Annotated in this window: 16 protein-coding genes, 1 tRNA gene and 1 riboswitch; of the genes, 13 read left to right on the forward strand and 4 right to left on the reverse strand. The window is 44.3% G+C overall.

Annotation, left to right across the window (positions count from 1 at the left end; all coding sequences use genetic code 11):
- Positions 1 to 104: 104 nt before the first annotated feature.
- The 6 genes from MHI38_RS26385 to MHI38_RS26410 all read left to right on the forward strand — a co-directional run bounded on the left by MHI38_RS26385 (position 105) and on the right by MHI38_RS26410 (position 6,852).
- Positions 105 to 1,799 carry an RsmB/NOP family class I SAM-dependent RNA methyltransferase gene (locus tag MHI38_RS26385; RefSeq protein ID WP_341181861.1) on the forward strand — a complete coding sequence of 565 codons (1,695 nt, stop codon included), beginning with the start codon at positions 105 to 107 and terminating at the stop codon, positions 1,797 to 1,799.
- The gene (locus tag MHI38_RS26390) at positions 1,796 to 2,557 is read left to right on the forward strand and encodes a pseudouridine synthase (protein WP_154886553.1); all 762 of its coding nucleotides are present in this window, start codon (positions 1,796 to 1,798) and stop codon (positions 2,555 to 2,557) included. The genes MHI38_RS26385 and MHI38_RS26390 overlap by 4 nt, the downstream gene beginning before the upstream one ends.
- A 22-nt stretch (positions 2,558 to 2,579) precedes the next feature.
- Complete coding sequence (locus MHI38_RS26395; protein WP_341181862.1) at positions 2,580 to 3,383, forward strand: Cof-type HAD-IIB family hydrolase; 804 nt, start codon at positions 2,580 to 2,582, stop codon at positions 3,381 to 3,383.
- A 129-nt stretch (positions 3,384 to 3,512) separates the two neighbouring features.
- Positions 3,513 to 4,604 (forward strand): hypothetical protein, encoded by a 1,092-nt coding sequence (locus MHI38_RS26400; RefSeq protein WP_341181863.1) that lies wholly within the window; start codon positions 3,513 to 3,515, stop codon positions 4,602 to 4,604.
- A gap of 204 nt (positions 4,605 to 4,808) precedes the next feature.
- Entirely contained in the window at positions 4,809 to 5,354 is a 546-nt protein-coding gene (locus tag MHI38_RS26405) for a GNAT family N-acetyltransferase (protein WP_341181864.1), read from the forward strand.
- Between the two features lie 373 nt (positions 5,355 to 5,727).
- A complete protein-coding gene (locus tag MHI38_RS26410; RefSeq protein WP_221786532.1) occupies positions 5,728 to 6,852 on the forward strand; it encodes a glycosyltransferase family 4 protein in 1,125 nt (374 codons plus the stop codon).
- 69 nt (positions 6,853 to 6,921) lie between these two features.
- On the opposite strand, the gene catA is transcribed toward MHI38_RS26410, so the two are convergent.
- Both catA and MHI38_RS26420 read right to left on the reverse strand, forming a co-directional pair.
- Positions 6,922 to 7,572 carry a type A chloramphenicol O-acetyltransferase gene (gene catA, locus MHI38_RS26415; RefSeq protein WP_154886545.1) on the reverse strand — a complete coding sequence of 217 codons (651 nt, stop codon included), beginning with the start codon at positions 7,570 to 7,572 and terminating at the stop codon, positions 6,922 to 6,924.
- Positions 7,573 to 7,720: 148 nt separating this feature from the next.
- The gene (locus MHI38_RS26420) at positions 7,721 to 8,779 is read right to left on the reverse strand and encodes a YkvI family membrane protein (RefSeq protein WP_221786533.1); all 1,059 of its coding nucleotides are present in this window, start codon (positions 8,777 to 8,779) and stop codon (positions 7,721 to 7,723) included.
- Positions 8,780 to 8,983: 204 nt separating this feature from the next.
- Between MHI38_RS26420 and MHI38_RS26425 the strand changes: the two genes are divergently transcribed.
- From MHI38_RS26425 to MHI38_RS26440, 4 genes are all read left to right on the forward strand, one after another.
- Positions 8,984 to 9,565: a xanthine phosphoribosyltransferase gene (locus MHI38_RS26425; protein WP_090924753.1), complete on the forward strand. Its 582-nt coding sequence runs from the start codon at positions 8,984 to 8,986 to the stop codon at positions 9,563 to 9,565.
- 98 nt (positions 9,566 to 9,663) lie between these two features.
- Entirely contained in the window at positions 9,664 to 9,993 is a 330-nt protein-coding gene (locus MHI38_RS26430) for a hypothetical protein (RefSeq protein WP_024629266.1), read from the forward strand.
- Between the two features lie 118 nt (positions 9,994 to 10,111).
- Complete coding sequence (locus MHI38_RS26435; RefSeq protein ID WP_090924754.1) at positions 10,112 to 10,330, forward strand: hypothetical protein; 219 nt, start codon at positions 10,112 to 10,114, stop codon at positions 10,328 to 10,330.
- 182 nt (positions 10,331 to 10,512) lie between these two features.
- Positions 10,513 to 10,842, forward strand: coding sequence for a carboxymuconolactone decarboxylase family protein (locus MHI38_RS26440; protein WP_090924755.1), 330 nt, complete (start codon positions 10,513 to 10,515; stop codon positions 10,840 to 10,842).
- 138 nt (positions 10,843 to 10,980) lie between these two features.
- Here the strand turns inward: MHI38_RS26440 and MHI38_RS26445 are convergent, their stop codons facing one another.
- Positions 10,981 to 11,445, reverse strand: coding sequence for a C40 family peptidase (locus MHI38_RS26445; protein ID WP_145412618.1), 465 nt, complete (start codon positions 11,443 to 11,445; stop codon positions 10,981 to 10,983).
- A gap of 5 nt (positions 11,446 to 11,450) precedes the next feature.
- Positions 11,451 to 11,582, reverse strand: a riboswitch (cyclic di-AMP (ydaO/yuaA leader).
- A 376-nt stretch (positions 11,583 to 11,958) separates the two neighbouring features.
- Between MHI38_RS26445 and pelA the strand changes: the two genes are divergently transcribed.
- Positions 11,959 to 12,912 (forward strand): pectate lyase, encoded by a 954-nt coding sequence (pelA, locus tag MHI38_RS26450; RefSeq protein ID WP_244159453.1) that lies wholly within the window; start codon positions 11,959 to 11,961, stop codon positions 12,910 to 12,912.
- 201 nt (positions 12,913 to 13,113) lie between these two features.
- Positions 13,114 to 13,198 (forward strand) — tRNA-Leu (locus MHI38_RS26455).
- Between the two features lie 192 nt (positions 13,199 to 13,390).
- Here MHI38_RS26455 and MHI38_RS26460 read toward each other — a convergent pair.
- Entirely contained in the window at positions 13,391 to 15,076 is a 1,686-nt protein-coding gene (locus MHI38_RS26460) for a carbohydrate-binding protein (protein WP_154887411.1), read from the reverse strand.
- Positions 15,077 to 15,444: 368 nt separating this feature from the next.
- On the opposite strand from MHI38_RS26460, the gene MHI38_RS26465 reads away from it, so the two are divergent.
- Positions 15,445 to 16,791, forward strand: coding sequence for an ABC transporter substrate-binding protein (locus MHI38_RS26465; protein WP_341181865.1), 1,347 nt, complete (start codon positions 15,445 to 15,447; stop codon positions 16,789 to 16,791).
- Positions 16,792 to 16,798: the final 7 nt, after the last annotated feature.

The raw sequence follows: 16,798 nt of genomic DNA on the forward strand, positions 1-16,798 counted from the left end.
ATTACACGCTGTAGTGGAATACACATGATAGGATAGGCAAGCAAAATCAGGATATGATAACATAGAGCAATATGTCATTTTAACAGGATAGGATGAGTGGAACTATGGCCGTACAGTTGCCTTTGGACTTCGCAGAGCGAATGAAACGTTTGCTTGGCGATGAATTTGAATCTTTTATACAATCGTATGAACAATCCCCGCATGCCGGGCTCCGCGTAAATACGCTTAAAATATCAATGGAACAATTTAAAGAGATTGCCCCGTTTGACTTAAGACCTATTCCGTGGTGCGAAACGGGTTTTTACGTGCCTCATGGGGTGAAGCCTGGCCTGCATCCTTATTACCACGCGGGTCTCTATTATATTCAGGAACCGAGTGCAATGGCTCCCGTGGAGCAACTGAACGTCCAGCCTGGAGATCGCGTGCTCGACTTGTGTGCTGCTCCTGGGGGGAAAACAACCCAGATTGCTGCCAAGTTGCAAGGTAAGGGGGTGCTTGTCACGAATGACATTCATTCAGAGCGTACCAAAGCACTTGCCAAAAACGTGGAGCTGTACGGCGTAAGAAATGCCGTTGTGCTGAATGAGTCACCTGAGCGCATCGCGGATGCGTTTCCTCATTATTTTGATAAAGTGTTGATCGATGCACCGTGCTCAGGCGAAGGCATGTTCCGTAAGGATGAAGACATGGTGAAATCCTGGGAACATCATTCTGTGGAGAAGTGTGTGTTGATGCAGCGAGATATTCTCGAAACGGCAGCGCGGTTATTGGCTCCAGGAGGAACGATTGTTTATTCGACCTGTACCTTTGCGCCGGAGGAAAACGAAGCGATGATTGCCGAGTTTTTGAAGTTAAATCGTGATTTTGCTGTAGTTAATATTGCTGATACCGCTGGATTTGCCCCAGGACGTCCGGATTGGGTGCGTGAGATGTTGCCAGATCAGGCGACCGAGACAGAAGAAGTGCTGGATCAGACGCGTGGCACAGCCCGATTGTGGCCTCACTTGTTAGAAGGAGAGGGACATTATGTTGCTGTGATCAAACACTCTGATGAATCTAATCTAGAGTTAGGTAAAGAGTTACATGAAGAAAAACGTGGTGCTGGACAACGTGTGCCTGAGTCCAGATTGTTGCATGAACCGAGTGAGGATCGTTCCTTTTTACGATCGGCTTCGCTTCCTATAACCAAAGCCGATCGTAAAAAGGAACGTTTGTTACGGGTTGAATCTAGAGCAAGCAACGACAAAAGTACACGCGGTGGTAAACACACCGCGAAACCAGGCAAGAAAGGGAAAGAGGCTGGTGGTCGCAAGTCTGACCGAGGGCAAGGAAGAGCTTCGGATTCCAGCTCCGTTGATCCATTAGCGGTCTATGCTCAGTTTGTAAATGAGAATCTGGTTATACCGCTTGAAGGTGAAACGGTATGTTACGGGGATCGTGTATACCAGTCAACGGTAGGTGCTGCCCGTCTGGAAGGGTTGAAAGTGATTCGCCCCGGATGGTTTATGGGCACGGTTAAAAATGGGAGATTCGTTCCGTCCCATCCCCTGGCGTGCGCTTTGCGTGCATCCGAGGCACATCGAAGTGTGCATCTGTCTTCTGAAGATGGAGAAGCAGTAAGGTACTTGAAAGGGGAAACGCTGAATATAGAGCAAGAACGGCTTAACCTTCTGGAAGGAGCAGCGCCTAAGGGGTATGTGCTCGTATGCGTGGATGGATATGCGGCCGGCTGGGGCAAATGGCTGGATGGTGTATTGAAAAATGAATACCCTGCAGGATGGAGGTGGACATCGGTATGAGTGGGAAAGGCAAACAAACACAGCGATTGGATAAAATTTTGAGTCATATGGGTGTAGGTACACGCAGCGAGCTTAAAAAAATGGTGAAGCAGGGACGTATTCATGTGGATGGCAAAGCGGTAAAGGACAGCGGCATTCAGGTTGATCCGGCAATAAACATCATTGAAGCGGATGGTGAGCGGATTGTTTACCGTGAAATGATCTATCTGATGCTTCACAAACCGCCCGGTGTTGTATCTGCGACGGAAGATGCTCGGGATAAAACGGTGCTGGATCTGCTGCGCAAAGAAGATCGGATCTTTCAACCATTCCCGGTAGGGAGGCTGGACAAAGATACGGAGGGACTTCTTATTTTGACAAATGATGGCCCTCTTGCCCATGATCTGTTATCGCCTCGAAAACATGTACCCAAAACATACGAAGCACGGGTGCTCGGGAAAGTGGATGTGGATGACGTGCAGCGTTTCGCAGCCGGCGTTAGACTCGATGACGGGTATGAGGCCATGCCGGCGGAGCTGACTGTGCTGGGATATGAAGAAACAGATGAAGGCATCGTATCACTTATTTCGCTTATTATCCATGAGGGGAAGTTTCATCAGGTCAAACGCATGTTCCAGGCTGTGGACAAACGTGTCATCTATTTGAAACGTGTAGCCATGGGAGAACTTAAGCTGGATTCCGATCTGGCAATCGGGAGTTACCGCGAGTTAACTGCAGAAGAGCTGACTTGTTTGCGAAATAACAATGCAACCAACTAAACACAGATGGGATGAGAAGCATATGACGTACAAATTGATTGCACTGGATGTTGACGGAACTTTATTGAATGATGATCATGAATTGACTGAATGGACACAAGAAACACTGATTCAGGCCTCACGCCAAGGGGCAGAGATTGTGCTTTGTTCAGGCCGAGGCCCGGCCAACACGATTCCTTTTATGAAACAGATGGGTCTGAATGGTTATGTTATCACGCATAATGGTGCGGTTACTGCGCATGTGGAGACACGTGAAGTTATTCATCAGTTTGCTCTGGATACCCAGGGACTTGAACCTATTATGATGTACTGCCGTGAAAATGATGTGCATTTTGACATCAATACCGCCTTTGGTCTATATGTAGATCAACCCGAAGGTTTGGAATTACAGGTAAGGCAGATGTATTATAATTTCCTGGCTGAGCCGCTTAAGCTACCCCGTTGGGCAGATATGACTGAACCTCTGGCGAAGTTTACAGCTTTTGGCCCCATCGAGCAGATGGATATGGTCCAGCGCGAGTGGACGTCCTGGAATCTGCCGTATTACATGACACGTAGCGGTGACTTTTTCATTGATCTGATGCATCCCGAAGCTTCCAAAGGTACGGCGCTTAAAAGGCTGGCTGATTCCAAAGGTATTGTGCCATCCGAGATCATGGCCATTGGTAACTATTTCAATGATATTACGATGCTCACTTTTGCCGGTAAAGGGATTGCGATGGATAACTCTCCAGAAGAGGTTAAGGCCGCATCCGATGAAGTGACCTTGTCCAACAATGATGAAGGGGTTGCGCACGCGATCCACAAGTATATTTTGTCCGTATAAATCTTCCGCTTCTTACTTACTTGATCTACGAAAAAGGCTCCATCATCGTTCGAAAATGTACAGTGCCTCATAAACTACTGTCTCTAGGGGCATCCTAAGAGAATACGTTAGGAATGAGGAGGACTGTCAATGGTACAGATTGATTTAACGGCGGATCTGCGCACAGCAAGTGGTGAAGTGCAGGATATTATGGTAGATGGCAGATATACAGGCTCGCTTTTACTGATCTACAGAGAAGGGGAGCGTCTGTCAGGCAGCCTTCAACTGGAACAGGAGTCTATAGAAGAGGAAGTAGAGCAGCTCATTATTGATAAGGTACATGCTTATGTTCGTGCGCTTGCAGATGCGGTGGCGGCATCCTACTATGAAGTTTTGGTGACCTGTGGCGCGTTGTATTCCGTCCTGCAACCAGCGGAACGAAGTGAGGAGACGTTATGGTCTTATCGCGGAACTGCGGCTACGGAAGATGATGACCTGTATGACGAAGAGAGCCGTTATGGTGATGACTTTCCAGGCGAGCTGAATATCATTCCCGCATCTCGGGATGGATCGTTTACATATGAAGACCAGGAACATTTGCTGGAAATGGAGATGATCAGTGCCGGTCGTAACTTATCTAGCTATGTATTCAATGATGTTGAAGGGGAAGAGGTAGCAGAGGCTACGCTCAAACAGTATGGAGCCGATGCACAGGGGGAGATTCACTGGTACGAAGAACCTGACGACATGGTACAGGAAGCTGCGGCAGAATTGCTTGTACGGGAACTGGATGAGGAGATCATTGATACGATTACCATTCGGATATGGCATCAGGGGAACGAGTTGCAGACGCTAGAATGGGTGCATCGTGATTTTTCCGAAGAGCTGGAGGAAGATGAAGAGCAAGATAACTCCATTGATGCGATCGGAGATATGATTGAGCCAGAAGAGGCGGAAGAAGCATGTTATGTAATGCTCAGGAACAAGGATCGGGAGTTCAGAATCTATGATCTTTTCGTTCAGGAGCGCGGAGGTCTGCCCGTGGGCACAGCGACCATCGATACGTCACATTCCGATCTGACAGGTTATATGGATTACGATGTACCAGGCACAAGTGAACAGCGTAAAACCCTGGTAGAAGTGCTAATGAGGGAGCTAAACAGAGAGATTGAATTCGACTCATTACATCTCACCATGCTGTACAGGAATCAAATTATTGATGAAGCCAGAATGGATGGGTAAGAGGCGAAAGCCTTTTATCCATTTTTTTTGTCTTTATGCTTTTTGGTTTTGATTTTGACGAAAAAAACTTTTCTCGGTATATTACGACTAGTTCTTTAATTAATGAAGTTGTGATGGTATCGAATGGGAGCGACTTTTGGATTTGGACGTAGTCCAAACCAAGGGAAGCGAGCAGTCGAAACTAGAGCATATAGGAGGGACATGATGACACACACATTCACCATTCACAGCCAGTACATTAATGATGGCTTTGAAGCTGTTCAAGCACAGCCGGAGGACACGGAAGAGGTGCTCTCATTGCTTGCAGAGACGGCATCCTGGTTGAAAAGTAAAGGCTCTTCCCAATGGAATGCATTGTTACAAGGGGAAGATTCTCATGATACACCTTCGGCCATTCGCCGAGGGGACGTCTTTGTTTTCAAAAAAGAAGCGCAGATTGCTGGAATGGTCATTCTCATGCAGAAGCCAAGTCCATGGGATCTCAAGCTGTGGGGAGATCAGGCCCACGCGGAAGATGGGGCGCTCTATCTACATCGACTTGCCATACGAAGAAAATATGCTCGAACAGGTCTGGGGAAGTCCATATTGGAATGGTCGAGTCGTGGCATACAATTCGCAAATAAGTCTCTCGTACGATTGGATTGCGGGGCTGACAATGTCACATTAAACACGTTTTATGCAGGAAATGGATTCGGCTATGCAGGTAAGCATGATGGGTTCAGCATTTACGAGAAACCGGTTGAATTGTAGCAAGAATTCGTGACGAGTTGTTGAGAACGTCATGAGGAAGGACCTGGAAGCTGTTAACACTTGTGCGTCTAGTTTTCTATACTCAGCTTAGTCCTTTGATGAAGAGACAAATGTAAAACATAAGCTTCTGCATGTGGAGTTGACTGAATATGTTGTATATACGACTCAATAATTAAGTTGTCAAAGCGGTGGATGTTCTTGCTTTTCTATGTCATAATAAACATTAATGATATGCAATAAAATGCATGAAAATACATTTTCGTGTAAAGAACGGAGTTGGAGGCTCAAGAGCCGCTTTACTGAACATATGTTCTAATATATCATAAATAAATGTGGAAAAAGAGAAATGAAGTTGGAAAGGGGGATAATGACGTTGAAATTGCTACAGGCTCTATTCTTTCCTCCAGAGCAGCCCGGAGGTGTATCCTCTATGATTCCTTATATGCAGGAGAGGTTTGCAAGCCCAAGATGGGAGATGGACCTGTTTTCCTTGCCCAAACGTATTCGTAACAAAGGGAGAGAGGAAGTACAGTTTGATACGTTTGACTGGACCCTCTATCAGGATAGTCCTGTGGTACAAAAGTATATTCAGACATATCGTGACTATCTATGGTGGACCAAGCTTCGCATTCAGAAGCCCTATGATCTGATTCATGCGCATCATCCTATTGCAGGGCTTGCCATGAAGTCGGTATTTCCTGAGGTTCCCCTCATTCAAACCATTCACTCCAGTTATGAGAGAGAGCTTATTTTGAATGGCCGTATAGAGCCTGATGGGCTGGAACATCAATTCCTGCAGGCCATCTATGGAGAGCTTGAGTATCGTGCCGAGCGTCTGCTAACGGTATCTGATTCGTTCCGTCGATATTTGAGCCCGTATGTGAAACATCCAGACCGCATCGGCATTATTCCTAATGGTTTTGATGAGAAGCGGTTCAAACCGATTCCCCATGATAATGCGGTCCCGCAACTGGTAACGGTCTGCCGGCTTGTTCCTGCCAAGGGGCTAGATATTTTGTTTAAAGCGTGTGCGGAGTTAAAGGATAGGGGACATGATTATGTACTTCATATTATTGGAGATGGACCGATTCGTCCTGATCTGGAAGAGCTCGCACAGCGTCTGGGAATTTATAATGAAACGATTTTTTATGGATATACGCTACATCCTGAAGAGTTTATGCCATTCTTTGATGTGTTTGTACTGCCATCGCGTGCAGAAGCCTTCGGTTCAGTGTTCGCCGAAGCGGCGCTTAGCTGTCTGGCGCTTGTAGGCACCGATGTGGGGGGAATCCCTGAACAGATTGAGGATGGTGTAAATGGACTGCTCGTACCGCCTGAAGATCCAACTGCGCTGGCTGATGCCTTGGAAAAGGTCATGCTGGACCCGGCATATCGCTATGAACTGGCTCGTTCCGCTTGTGAAAAAGCCAAAACATTTTACTCGCTGGGTAGATCGGTGAATGATTTGAAAAAAATGTACTTGCAATTTCAGTCGTAAAACTGGGAAAGCAAATATATGAAACAAGCCGCTGTAGTGATACAGCGGCATTTTTGTATATAACGTATTTTACAACAGCCAATCCTCTGGATTGTTTGCTAATTCCTGAACAGCATTCATGAACAATCCGGCATGGAAACCATCACAAACTGAGTGATGAACCTGTAGTGATAATGGTAAAAATATCGAATTACCTTTGTGGATGAATCTCCCTGCCGTAATGATGGGAAGAAGGTAACGGTTATTATTGTTGATATTTAAGTTAAATCCAGTAAAAGATGTCCAAGGAATCATCGAAAGGGAAAACACATTTTCAGGTATAGGTGTCTTGGGAAACAATTTGCCTGAACGTTTATATTTTTCTACATCGATAATGTAGGCATCTTGAAACGTGTTGAAATCATCGGTAACACGAGTCCAAATGGCAGAGAACGACTCAGATGAGTGATCAAAGATGGTATAGAGCGGTTCCAGCATATCCCAATATCCCAGATCTCCATCCTTGTTGTAACCCGTTCTAAAAGCACGATTTGAGTTAACCACACTTGAAATTAAAAAGATAAATGCAGGATAGAATCGATATTCTTTTTGTTTGATGAGTTGATATACAGCAGTTACATCCATTTCATTGGTTAGGCTGAATGAAGTATTTTGATTCATATAGTGATGAAATATGTCTGTTCTATTCCAAGTGTTAAAATCAATTTTGTTAAAATTCATTAGATGAGCCTCCTAAATTTTATCTAAAACGAATTTAGGAGGCCAAGTTGTCTGCTTTTTTCATCAGAACCCATCCTTTACTAAGGTTTACTTTAAATTGTACCATAACTTTATCCATTTAAACTGCTTCAATCTCATATCTAAGCCTTCAATTCATATTATTCCGACCACGAAATGTACCCCAGCGATCCCTAATGAGCTTACCCGCCCAAAAGAGTGCCATGCATCCGAAAATGGGATAAAGAACGGATAAAAGGGAGCTGAATCCAAATTGGCTAAACGAGTAACATAACATCATGATGACTAGTGTAATCAACCGGGGATGAACATCGATATGTTGTCTAAGTTGCAAAGTCATGCCGTAGATGTCGGCAACAAACGTTGTAAATATTTCCATGAAAATCAATGAGACATATACAGATTGCACTATCCATCCCAGTTGAAAAGCGATACTTCCCATAGGGATTTCAAACTGTACGATGCCTGGCATCTGGGCCGACATTGCAAAATGGGCTGCCATCAGCATAAAACCTACGCCAATCCCGCCTAGAATTCCGCCCCATTTTAATGTATTGCGATGACGAATCTGACTGCCTACAGGTACAAGTACCGCTTGAGCGAGCGCAAGGTTAAATGCGGTGTAAAGTAATGGGGAAATCCATGCCTGAAACGGATTGCTATCTGTTGTCAGTGTGACAAAACGAAAGACACCCGGATGATGTAGCGTACTGAAAATCATAAGCAGGGACAGCAGAAGCATCATGGGCACCACAATACTGTTCATTTGCAGAATGGCCTGCATTCCACGTCCCAGAAGAAGATATGTACCGATCAAAGTGATGATCAAACCTGTTTGGTAGTGCAAACCCAGATGTTCCATAAAGACAGAACCCGCCCCGGCGAGCATCACGCTGTTTACACCGATCAGAACAATAAGAGTAATCCATGTAATCCATTTGCCAGCTTTGTGACCAAACAGATGTTTGTTAAGATCCTCATAGGAACGCGAACGGGTATCATGAGCAATAAGCATCATTTTGGTTCCGAGCCAGACAAAGAGCATGGTGGACAAAGCAATGGTGATTGTGGCCCACTTGCCATATTGGGTAAAAAACTGCAATATTTCCTGTCCTGTGGCAAAGCCGGCCCCGACAACAGTTCCGATGTATGTGAATGCAATCTGTAGCACCCGGAATACCTGTTTCATGTGTTTCCCCTTTCAGGTCCCGGGATTGTTGGACATGCGGGTACCATAGTACAAGTTATGCTTGACCAATGAAAGTCATGACTGCAGGATCGGCTAACGACTCTGAATTATCAGGTTCTGTGGACTTAGGGTTGATTTCGCTTGAACTTGTAGCTGGATATATGATACTTTATACCTCATAGGATAGGCTTGGGAGGTCAAATCATGGACGTATTAAAACAACGAATTTTACAAGAGGGTGTCGTCATCTCGGATCAGGTATTGAAACTGGATGGTCTTCTGAACCATCAGATTGATCCTGCATTAACGATGGAGATGGGACGGGAGTTTGCTGCTCGTTTTCGCGAGAGTGGAGTTACTCGGGTGATTACGGTGGAATCATCAGGGATTCCGGTTGCTTTTGCCGCAGCACATGAACTGGGAGTACCTTTGGTATTTGCCCGCCGCAAAAAAACGCTTCTGGCCGATCCTGATGCCTACTGCGAACGTGTACCATCCTTTACGAAAGGAATCGTAACGGATATTATGGTGTCTCGCGAATACATTCATGAAAATGACCGCATTTTGTTCATTGATGACATTATTGCAAACGGAGATGCAGCCCGCGGCGTAATTAAAATTATTGAGCGTTCCGGCGCAGAACTTGTGGGATTTGGTGTTGTGGTGGAGAAGAGCTTCCAGGCTGGTGCTCGCACCATCCGTGAACAAGGGATTCCAGTAGAAGCTCTTGTACGCATTCGTTCACTGAATAATGGCACCGTGCAATTCGACGATAATGAAATGTGACTTTTTGAAGGAAATTGGGCCTAATTTTTGAAGTATGACTTTGCATGGCCTTAGATTTCCTTTATAATGGGGTTATGTTAGGGAGAGGAGGCAACACCATGGGGAACCAACCGGCAACAGAACAATTCTTTATTGATAAGCTGGCGGAATCGAAAGTTCATTTTGAACGTGCCCTGGATTGTAAACATACGGAATTCGATGACCTTTATCCCTATATGATTGAACATCCTCAATTTTTCTGGTACAAACGCTATGTTGCCTGGTCAGAATTACTGACGATTGTAGGCTTGTGTGAAGAGTTGTCCTTCTCTTGGAAAGAACAATTTACACCGCACCAAGTAGAGTACCTTGAAGAACGTGTGATGTCCGCCAAAGTGCTTGATTTTTGGTTCGAGAAGAACGACAGCAAAGAGCACGCGCAGCGGTAACTCTCAGTCGGGACATTTTTTTCGAATGACATGACAGTCCAATACAGTCACGTGAGACCTAAATGACTTTTCATTTAGGTCTCTTTTTGTAAAGAAATTTGAGTATAGGAGTTATGACATGATTAGTGATACAGAATTGGATGCCCTGCGTTTGTCAGGGGAGAAGGTAAGAGTAGTGCGGGATGAACTGGAGTCTAATGATGTAACGGGCATCGTGGTAGCCTGGGATGATGAGCAAGTACTTATTCGCAGGCAAAATCGCCGTGTTGTGAAGCTGGATCGGTCTTACCGTTATCAGCTGTTCAGTGAGCCTCGTCAAAGTGTTTTAAGTGAATAAATGACATGAGTGCTTAGCTTAACGGATTCACGTTACCGGAAAGCTCCTTCAAAGAGAATGTCTGCTACACCAAATGTTTGGAATTACCATCAGGATCAGGCATATTTGCGACGCACGCGAGAGAAGATAGGTACAGTGGAACAATTCGCTGTATTTACAGCCGAAAGGGTGTGTTGCAAGTCATGACATTGATGAATGATAAAGTTCATGCGTATAAGGATCAGATTGGCGCATTAAGCGACGTTCTCCCGGATGTGGTGAAATCATATCATGAGTTTACGGGAGAGTGCTTCCAGCCGGGTGTGCTTGACGCCAAAACCAAGCAGTTAATTGCGCTAGGTATCGGTTTGTTTGCTAATAACGAAGTGTGCACGTTCTATCATGTGGAGGAAGCCCGGTCCAAGGGAGCGACCGATCAGGAGATCATGGAGACGGTAGCTGTTGCTGGTGCAGTGGGCGGCGGACATGCTCTGTCACAGGGAGCAATGAGGGTGCAGAAGGCGCTCCATTAGTGAATGAAGTAAAACAAAAATTAACAAGGTCATACACCTCTTTAATAGAGGCGTATGACCTTGTTTTTTTATAGCTCATCTTTACTTTCTTTACTGTAAGGAGGTAGCCAAAGGCTACTCCCCGTTCTTTAAATTCAATTAAAGTTTACCCAACATTTTGTTATACATAAATTGACCTGTCACCCGTCTTGCGGTTACATAACGATCACTGAAATACGGATTGGACAACTTGGTGATGCTGACACCTTTGCTGCTGGAGGCATGTGCGAATTGACCTCCACCGATGTATACTCCTGTATGTGAGATGCCTCTACCTGTTGTGTTGAAGAAGACCAGATCTCCTGTACGAATGCTTGCTTTGGAGACAGGTGTTCCGGCTTTCGCTTGTTGTTGCGACGTGCGAGGGAGCTCAATGCTATATTTGTTGAAAAGATATCTCATAAACCCGGAACAATCGAAGCCAGCCATGGTTGTGCCGCCCCATTTGTACGGGATGCCTGTCATATTGTTAACCATCGTATTAATTGTGCTTGCCTCTGTGCTTGTTGCCCCGGATGTAAATAGTACAGCAGCCCCAAAAATGGAAATAATCAGTTTTTTCAAAATCAATGTTCTCCCTTCGATGCCTACGGAGTTAGCTAAGGGTTCGGTAGAAGGTTCCCTATATTTCCTATGTATAAGAATAATTCACCCAAAATGGTTCCCCCGTTTTCAATCCTGAAACTCGGCAAATGAATAATTAAGTTTTTGTAACTATTTGAAACTATATTGCATAAATGCGTAATTGTCAAACCTGTTTAAAGGTGTTCATTTAGCCTCAATGTTAGCGGAATTATCGATTTTAGTTATCATTTTGTTGAAATTAGGGAGTTAAAGATTACAAAAAAGTCATTTGTGTTTCATATGAGAGAACTTGGATAATAAACAAGATTGTTATGAGCTAAAAAGGAAACCATTCTGTTTAACAAATTTTTTTGGTTTGTTGCATATATTGACAAAAATATATTTATTGCATATTATAACCATATTAAATACATAATTTGTATTTAAATTGTTTTCATTGGAATATATGTGATAAAGGTAATCAAATTTGTGAATGGGGGAGAGTGTTGTCGAGTGAAAGCAAAAAAATTAGTAACATTTGTACTGGCGTGTTCTATGGTATTCTCCGTAGCGGGAATGGCTATCCTTCCTGTACCGACCGTATCGGCAGCTGATGCTTCCGGTACAACGGCGAGTATGTCCGATATCTTAAAGAATCAGCGCCCTGATGGAGGCTGGAGAAAAGATTACAGTCAGACGTCAGGTGAATGGGCCAAATCAACGATCGATAACAAAGCTACATACTCAGAAATCAGAAGGCTAGCAAGTGAATTCAAAAAAACAAATGATCCGCGATACTCTGCTGCAGCGGTCAAGGGCATCAACTTTTTGCTTAATATGCAGTATTCCAATGGCGGTTGGCCTCAAGTCTATCAAAGTTCCGGCTATCATAAACATATTACCTATAATGATGATGCGATGATTAATGTGATGTACATGCTTGATGAAGTCGCAGGACGTAAGGGGAACTTCTCCTTTATCGACAGTTCTCTTGCAAATCGCAGTAAAAATGCAGTTTCCAAAGGAGTCGATGCTATCCTGAATACCCAGGTGGTATCCGGTGGGAAGTTAACGGCCTGGGGACAACAGCATGATTCCAGTTCACTTAGACCTGCGGGAGCCAGAATCTATGAAGTGCCTTCATTAACGGCAGGTGAAAGCGTGAACATTGTGAAGTTTCTGAAAACGAGACCGGCTAATTCAAGAATCACTGCATCTATCAAAGGTGCCGAAGCCTGGTTTAATAAAGTGAAAATTACAGGATATCGGTATGAGAGAGCGAATGGGGATAGCCGAATTATTGCTGATTCCAGTGCATCACCGATTTGGGCACGTTTCTATGAACTCGGTACGGACAAACCGATCTTTGTGGGACGTGATGGCGTTGTGAAATATAAGCTGAGCGATATAGAAAAGGAAAGAAGAGGCGGTTATGCATGGTACGGCAACTGGCCGTCCAAGCTATAGAAAATTGTTTATTTAACCAATTTTCTAATAAGTCCACTACTTACGGATATATAAGCTTAATCTGAAGCAGGCCTGATAAGTGCGAATCGGATACATATCTGTTTCGCACTTATTTGGTGATGAATAGATGTGTTGACATGTTAAACTACGCGTGGTATATTAATTCTTGTCGCCGATATTAGTTGGAAAGATACAATATATGCGGTCGTGGCGGAATTGGCAGACGCGCACGGTTCAGGTCCGTGTGGGCTAACCCCCCGTGGAGGTTCGAGTCCTCTCGACCGCATTAGATAGAAAAAGACCTCTTAGCAATAGCCTAAGAGGTCTTTTTCTATCTAATGATATAAAGAACAATCAACAGTCTTTAATTACAGTATTGTCTCAAAATAGACGAGTAGAGCAACTTAGGTCTATTCCACATGGGAGCTTGGCTACTTTTTGCCCAGCTAAAAAAGAAAAAGGTTTAGAATCAGATAACTTATGATGCTGCTGTCACCGTAATGTTATCAATGTTGGGTCCCTCTGTACCTGTTGTTACGATTCGGAGTGTATTCGTACCTGAATTCATAGGTACTTGAATTGTTTTTTCACCCCAAGTAGACCAGCTTCCTGTTTGAGTAAAGGGCTCATTACTGAGTACTTTTGTGCCATTAACATAAATATCTAGAGTCCGCGTACCACTTTCCAAAGCGTAACGAAACTTTACATTTTTGGTGCCTGTGATTGTGTTATTGATATCATTCCATTGGATTGCGGAGCCTGTATAAGCGTTGAAGTTAACATATCCAGAACCGGTGAAGCCCGGATAAGCTGTTTCAATGACTGCATCCGTAAGTGTTGTTCCTGTTTCGGCCTCATATGTGGTGCCCGTGCCTACATTGCCGCCACCGTTGCCGCCAGTAATATTAGCAACAAATGTTGTTACACTCTGTGCTGGGAGTTGAGCTGTGAATGCGCCATTGGAAACGTTAATTGGTGCAAGACTTGCCAGATTACGACTGCTGTCTGTTACATACGAAGATACAGTGGATGCATTGCCATTTTGCAACACAAAGCGTTGACTTTTTGCCGAAGTGCTACGGTTAATGGCTACGATGACGACCTTGTTATCACCTTTGTAAGCGGACACGTAAGTATTTGTATCCGGATTTTTGGAAGCATCTACTCTGACATAGCCTGGGCGAACAAATTTGGAGAAATGGGCCATATTGTATCCGCGCTTACTGATTGTACCGTCTTCCTTCATTGGTCCATATTGCCTGCGGATATACCACCATACATAGGCTTGGAAGTCGCCTTCAACCATGGCATTATGCATGTGGTAGGAGACGTCTAAGGCTTCCGGCCAGCGGTCAGCGGAATTGTTGTCACTGTTTGGATAGTACACTTCGGTCATCCAAAGCTCTTTGCCAGCTCCTTTCTGTTTGAAAAGAGGATAAGCAAAATTGTTGACCTGTGTTCCATACAAATGCGCTCCCAAAATGTCCATGTTAGCAAGTGCTTGTGGATCATTCAGGATTGGGTCGGATATGTTTTTCAGGTATTGGAAGGATTCTGGAGCCATGACTTTGGTACCTTGGATGCTACCTGCATTTTCTTTCATGAAACGCAGGATTTCCTGTGGAGTCCACCAGGTCCAGTCATGGGCATAATCCGGTTCATTTTGAACGGATATGGCATACAGATTCACGCCGTTATTTTTCATAAATGTTACAAAGTCATTCAGATGTTGTGCGTAAGCAGCGTATTTGTCATAACGTAACCGCTTAGCATTGGTATCACCATTTCGATTAAACGTCTCAACCATGCTGCTTGGAGGGTTCCAAGGCGAGGCAAAAACGATAGCTCCCTTTTCAATCGCACGTTTGGCTGTAGCAACTTCAAGAGCCCAATTATTGGGGTTCGGGTCTACCCAGATTCGGAGTACAGAGAATCCTAGCTGATTCTGACCATTTCCGAAAGCGGTTTCACGTTGTGCTGCAGTTAAGTCACCAACCCAAACCGGATGGTTGATACCACCAAAGCCACGGATTACTTGTTTTTCCGAGGATAAGTTGATGTTGGCGTCACTTGCTGCAGATACGTTGGTTGGAGTCAACATTAGGGGGAGGGCAGTTAAGCAGGCTAACAACAGGTTGACTGATTTTTTAAATTTAAACTTCATCTTCAATGTGTTCACTCTCCTCAATATAAGTGACTTGCGAAAGCCTGGACAAGAAAAATAAATTTCTCGGCATAACTTCGAAAAGGGAGGCATCACATCCTCTCAGAAACGATTGGGATAGATCTTTTTACAAAAAAAAGGATTTGCTTTGTAAATTCTACTATATTATTCCTGTAAAAAATACCCGATATATTGCAGTTGTTTGTAATTTTTTATGTTTTTTTGACTCGAATGCTATTTTCATAGGATAACAGCGCTGTTTAAAATTTATGTCAACCGGTTGACATATCGAATCATCAGTGTTTATGATAAAGCTGTATTCAAAATGTAAACGCATTCATAACAAACATCAGGGGGGAAGTTAAGAAATGAAAAAGACGTGGGTACAGTTTGTTGGCGTATTGATACTGATGTTGGTCATTACCGCCTGTTCCTCGGGTAAAACAACGGATTCTTCAGCAAAGGGCTCTGACAAACAGGCTGGAGAGGCTTCAAAAGAGGTGAAATTGACCTTTTTTAACACATCCGCAGAAGTCAACGGTGTTTTTGAGAAATTGTTCAAGACGTATCATGAGCTGCATCCTGAGGTAACCATTGAGCTTATTCCTACCCCGATTGGTGGAGCGCAGCTGGAGAAGTTCCAATCCTTGCTTGCTTCAGGCAATCCGGCAACAATTGCCAATCTGGATGCAGGCACAATCTTGCAATATAAAGACAAATTCCTCAATCTGGATTCGGAAAAGTCAACGTATGAAGGGTTAACGAAGCCTGGTGCGGTAGATGGAGCGCTACTGGATGGTCAGTTTTTGGGTATCCCTTGGACAGCACAGGGGTATGGCCTTTTATACAATAAACGGGTTGTAGAAGAGGCGATGGGTGGCCCTTTTGATCCAAACAGCATTAAAACTCGTGACGATCTGGAAGCTGTTTTCAAAAAAGTAGAGGCGGCTGGCAAAGCACCTGTCATGCTTCATGGCGCAGACTGGTCACTTGGAGCGCATTATCTGGGACTTACCTATTCTCTTCAATCGAGCAACGTGGAAGACAATCGTAAGTTCGTGAAGGACTTGGAAAATGGAACTGCGAAGCTCACGGACAATGCTGCATTTAACGGATTAATCGATACCTTCGATCTGCTGAAAAAATACAACGCACGTAGTAAAGATCCACTCGTGGCAGATTACACCAAGGATAGTACGGATTTCGCCAAAGGAGATGCGGCTTTTTATTTCATGGGTGACTGGACATGGGCTGTTATAGGTAATCTGGAAGGCCGCGACAAAGAGTTTGGCATTATCCCTGTTCCGATTAGCAACAACCCTGAAGATTACGAAAATACTCAAGTAGCTTACAGTGAACCGAAACTCTTTGCTATTGATAATTCAGGTTCTACGGAAGCGCAACAGACTGCGGCCAAAGCATTCATTCAGTGGATGGTGACGAGTGATGAGGGGCAGGATGCGATTGTAGCGCAAATGGGGCTGGCACTGCCATACAAAGACGTCAAAGTGAAAAGCAGTAACATTTTATCTGAAGCAGTGAGTAGTTACGTAGACCAAGGTAAAGTGTTGAATATCAGTGTGATTAATTATTTACCACAGGATTATTGGGCGAAGACGGGTGCATCTATGCAAAAATATTTGGCTGGTGTAATTGATCGAAATGGACTGGCAGAGGAAGTGCAAGCTTACTGGGCTAGTCAGGCAGGAAAATAGAATTATA

Source organism: Paenibacillus sp. FSL K6-1558 (assembly GCF_038002565.1).
In the GTDB taxonomy this organism is placed as follows: domain Bacteria; phylum Bacillota; class Bacilli; order Paenibacillales; family Paenibacillaceae; genus Paenibacillus; species Paenibacillus polysaccharolyticus.

Bases quoted from the DNA above. Each gene is read 5' to 3' on its own strand.
- catA (WP_154886545.1), bottom strand. From the start codon at position 7,572: ATGAATTTTAACAAAATTGATTTTAACACTTGGAATAGAACAGACATA.
- MHI38_RS26430 (WP_024629266.1), top strand. From the start codon at position 9,664: ATGGGGAACCAACCGGCAACAGAACAATTCTTTATTGATAAGCTGGCG.
- MHI38_RS26400 (WP_341181863.1), top strand. From the start codon at position 3,513: ATGGTACAGATTGATTTAACGGCGGATCTGCGCACAGCAAGTGGTGAA.
- MHI38_RS26390 (WP_154886553.1), top strand. From the start codon at position 1,796: ATGAGTGGGAAAGGCAAACAAACACAGCGATTGGATAAAATTTTGAGT.
- MHI38_RS26395 (WP_341181862.1), top strand. From the start codon at position 2,580: ATGACGTACAAATTGATTGCACTGGATGTTGACGGAACTTTATTGAAT.
- MHI38_RS26460 (WP_154887411.1), bottom strand. From the start codon at position 15,076: ATGAAGTTTAAATTTAAAAAATCAGTCAACCTGTTGTTAGCCTGCTTA.
- MHI38_RS26435 (WP_090924754.1), top strand. From the start codon at position 10,112: ATGATTAGTGATACAGAATTGGATGCCCTGCGTTTGTCAGGGGAGAAG.
- MHI38_RS26385 (WP_341181861.1), top strand. From the start codon at position 105: ATGGCCGTACAGTTGCCTTTGGACTTCGCAGAGCGAATGAAACGTTTG.
- MHI38_RS26440 (WP_090924755.1), top strand. From the start codon at position 10,513: ATGACATTGATGAATGATAAAGTTCATGCGTATAAGGATCAGATTGGC.
- MHI38_RS26405 (WP_341181864.1), top strand. From the start codon at position 4,809: ATGACACACACATTCACCATTCACAGCCAGTACATTAATGATGGCTTT.
- MHI38_RS26425 (WP_090924753.1), top strand. From the start codon at position 8,984: ATGGACGTATTAAAACAACGAATTTTACAAGAGGGTGTCGTCATCTCG.
- MHI38_RS26420 (WP_221786533.1), bottom strand. From the start codon at position 8,779: ATGAAACAGGTATTCCGGGTGCTACAGATTGCATTCACATACATCGGA.
- MHI38_RS26465 (WP_341181865.1), top strand. From the start codon at position 15,445: ATGAAAAAGACGTGGGTACAGTTTGTTGGCGTATTGATACTGATGTTG.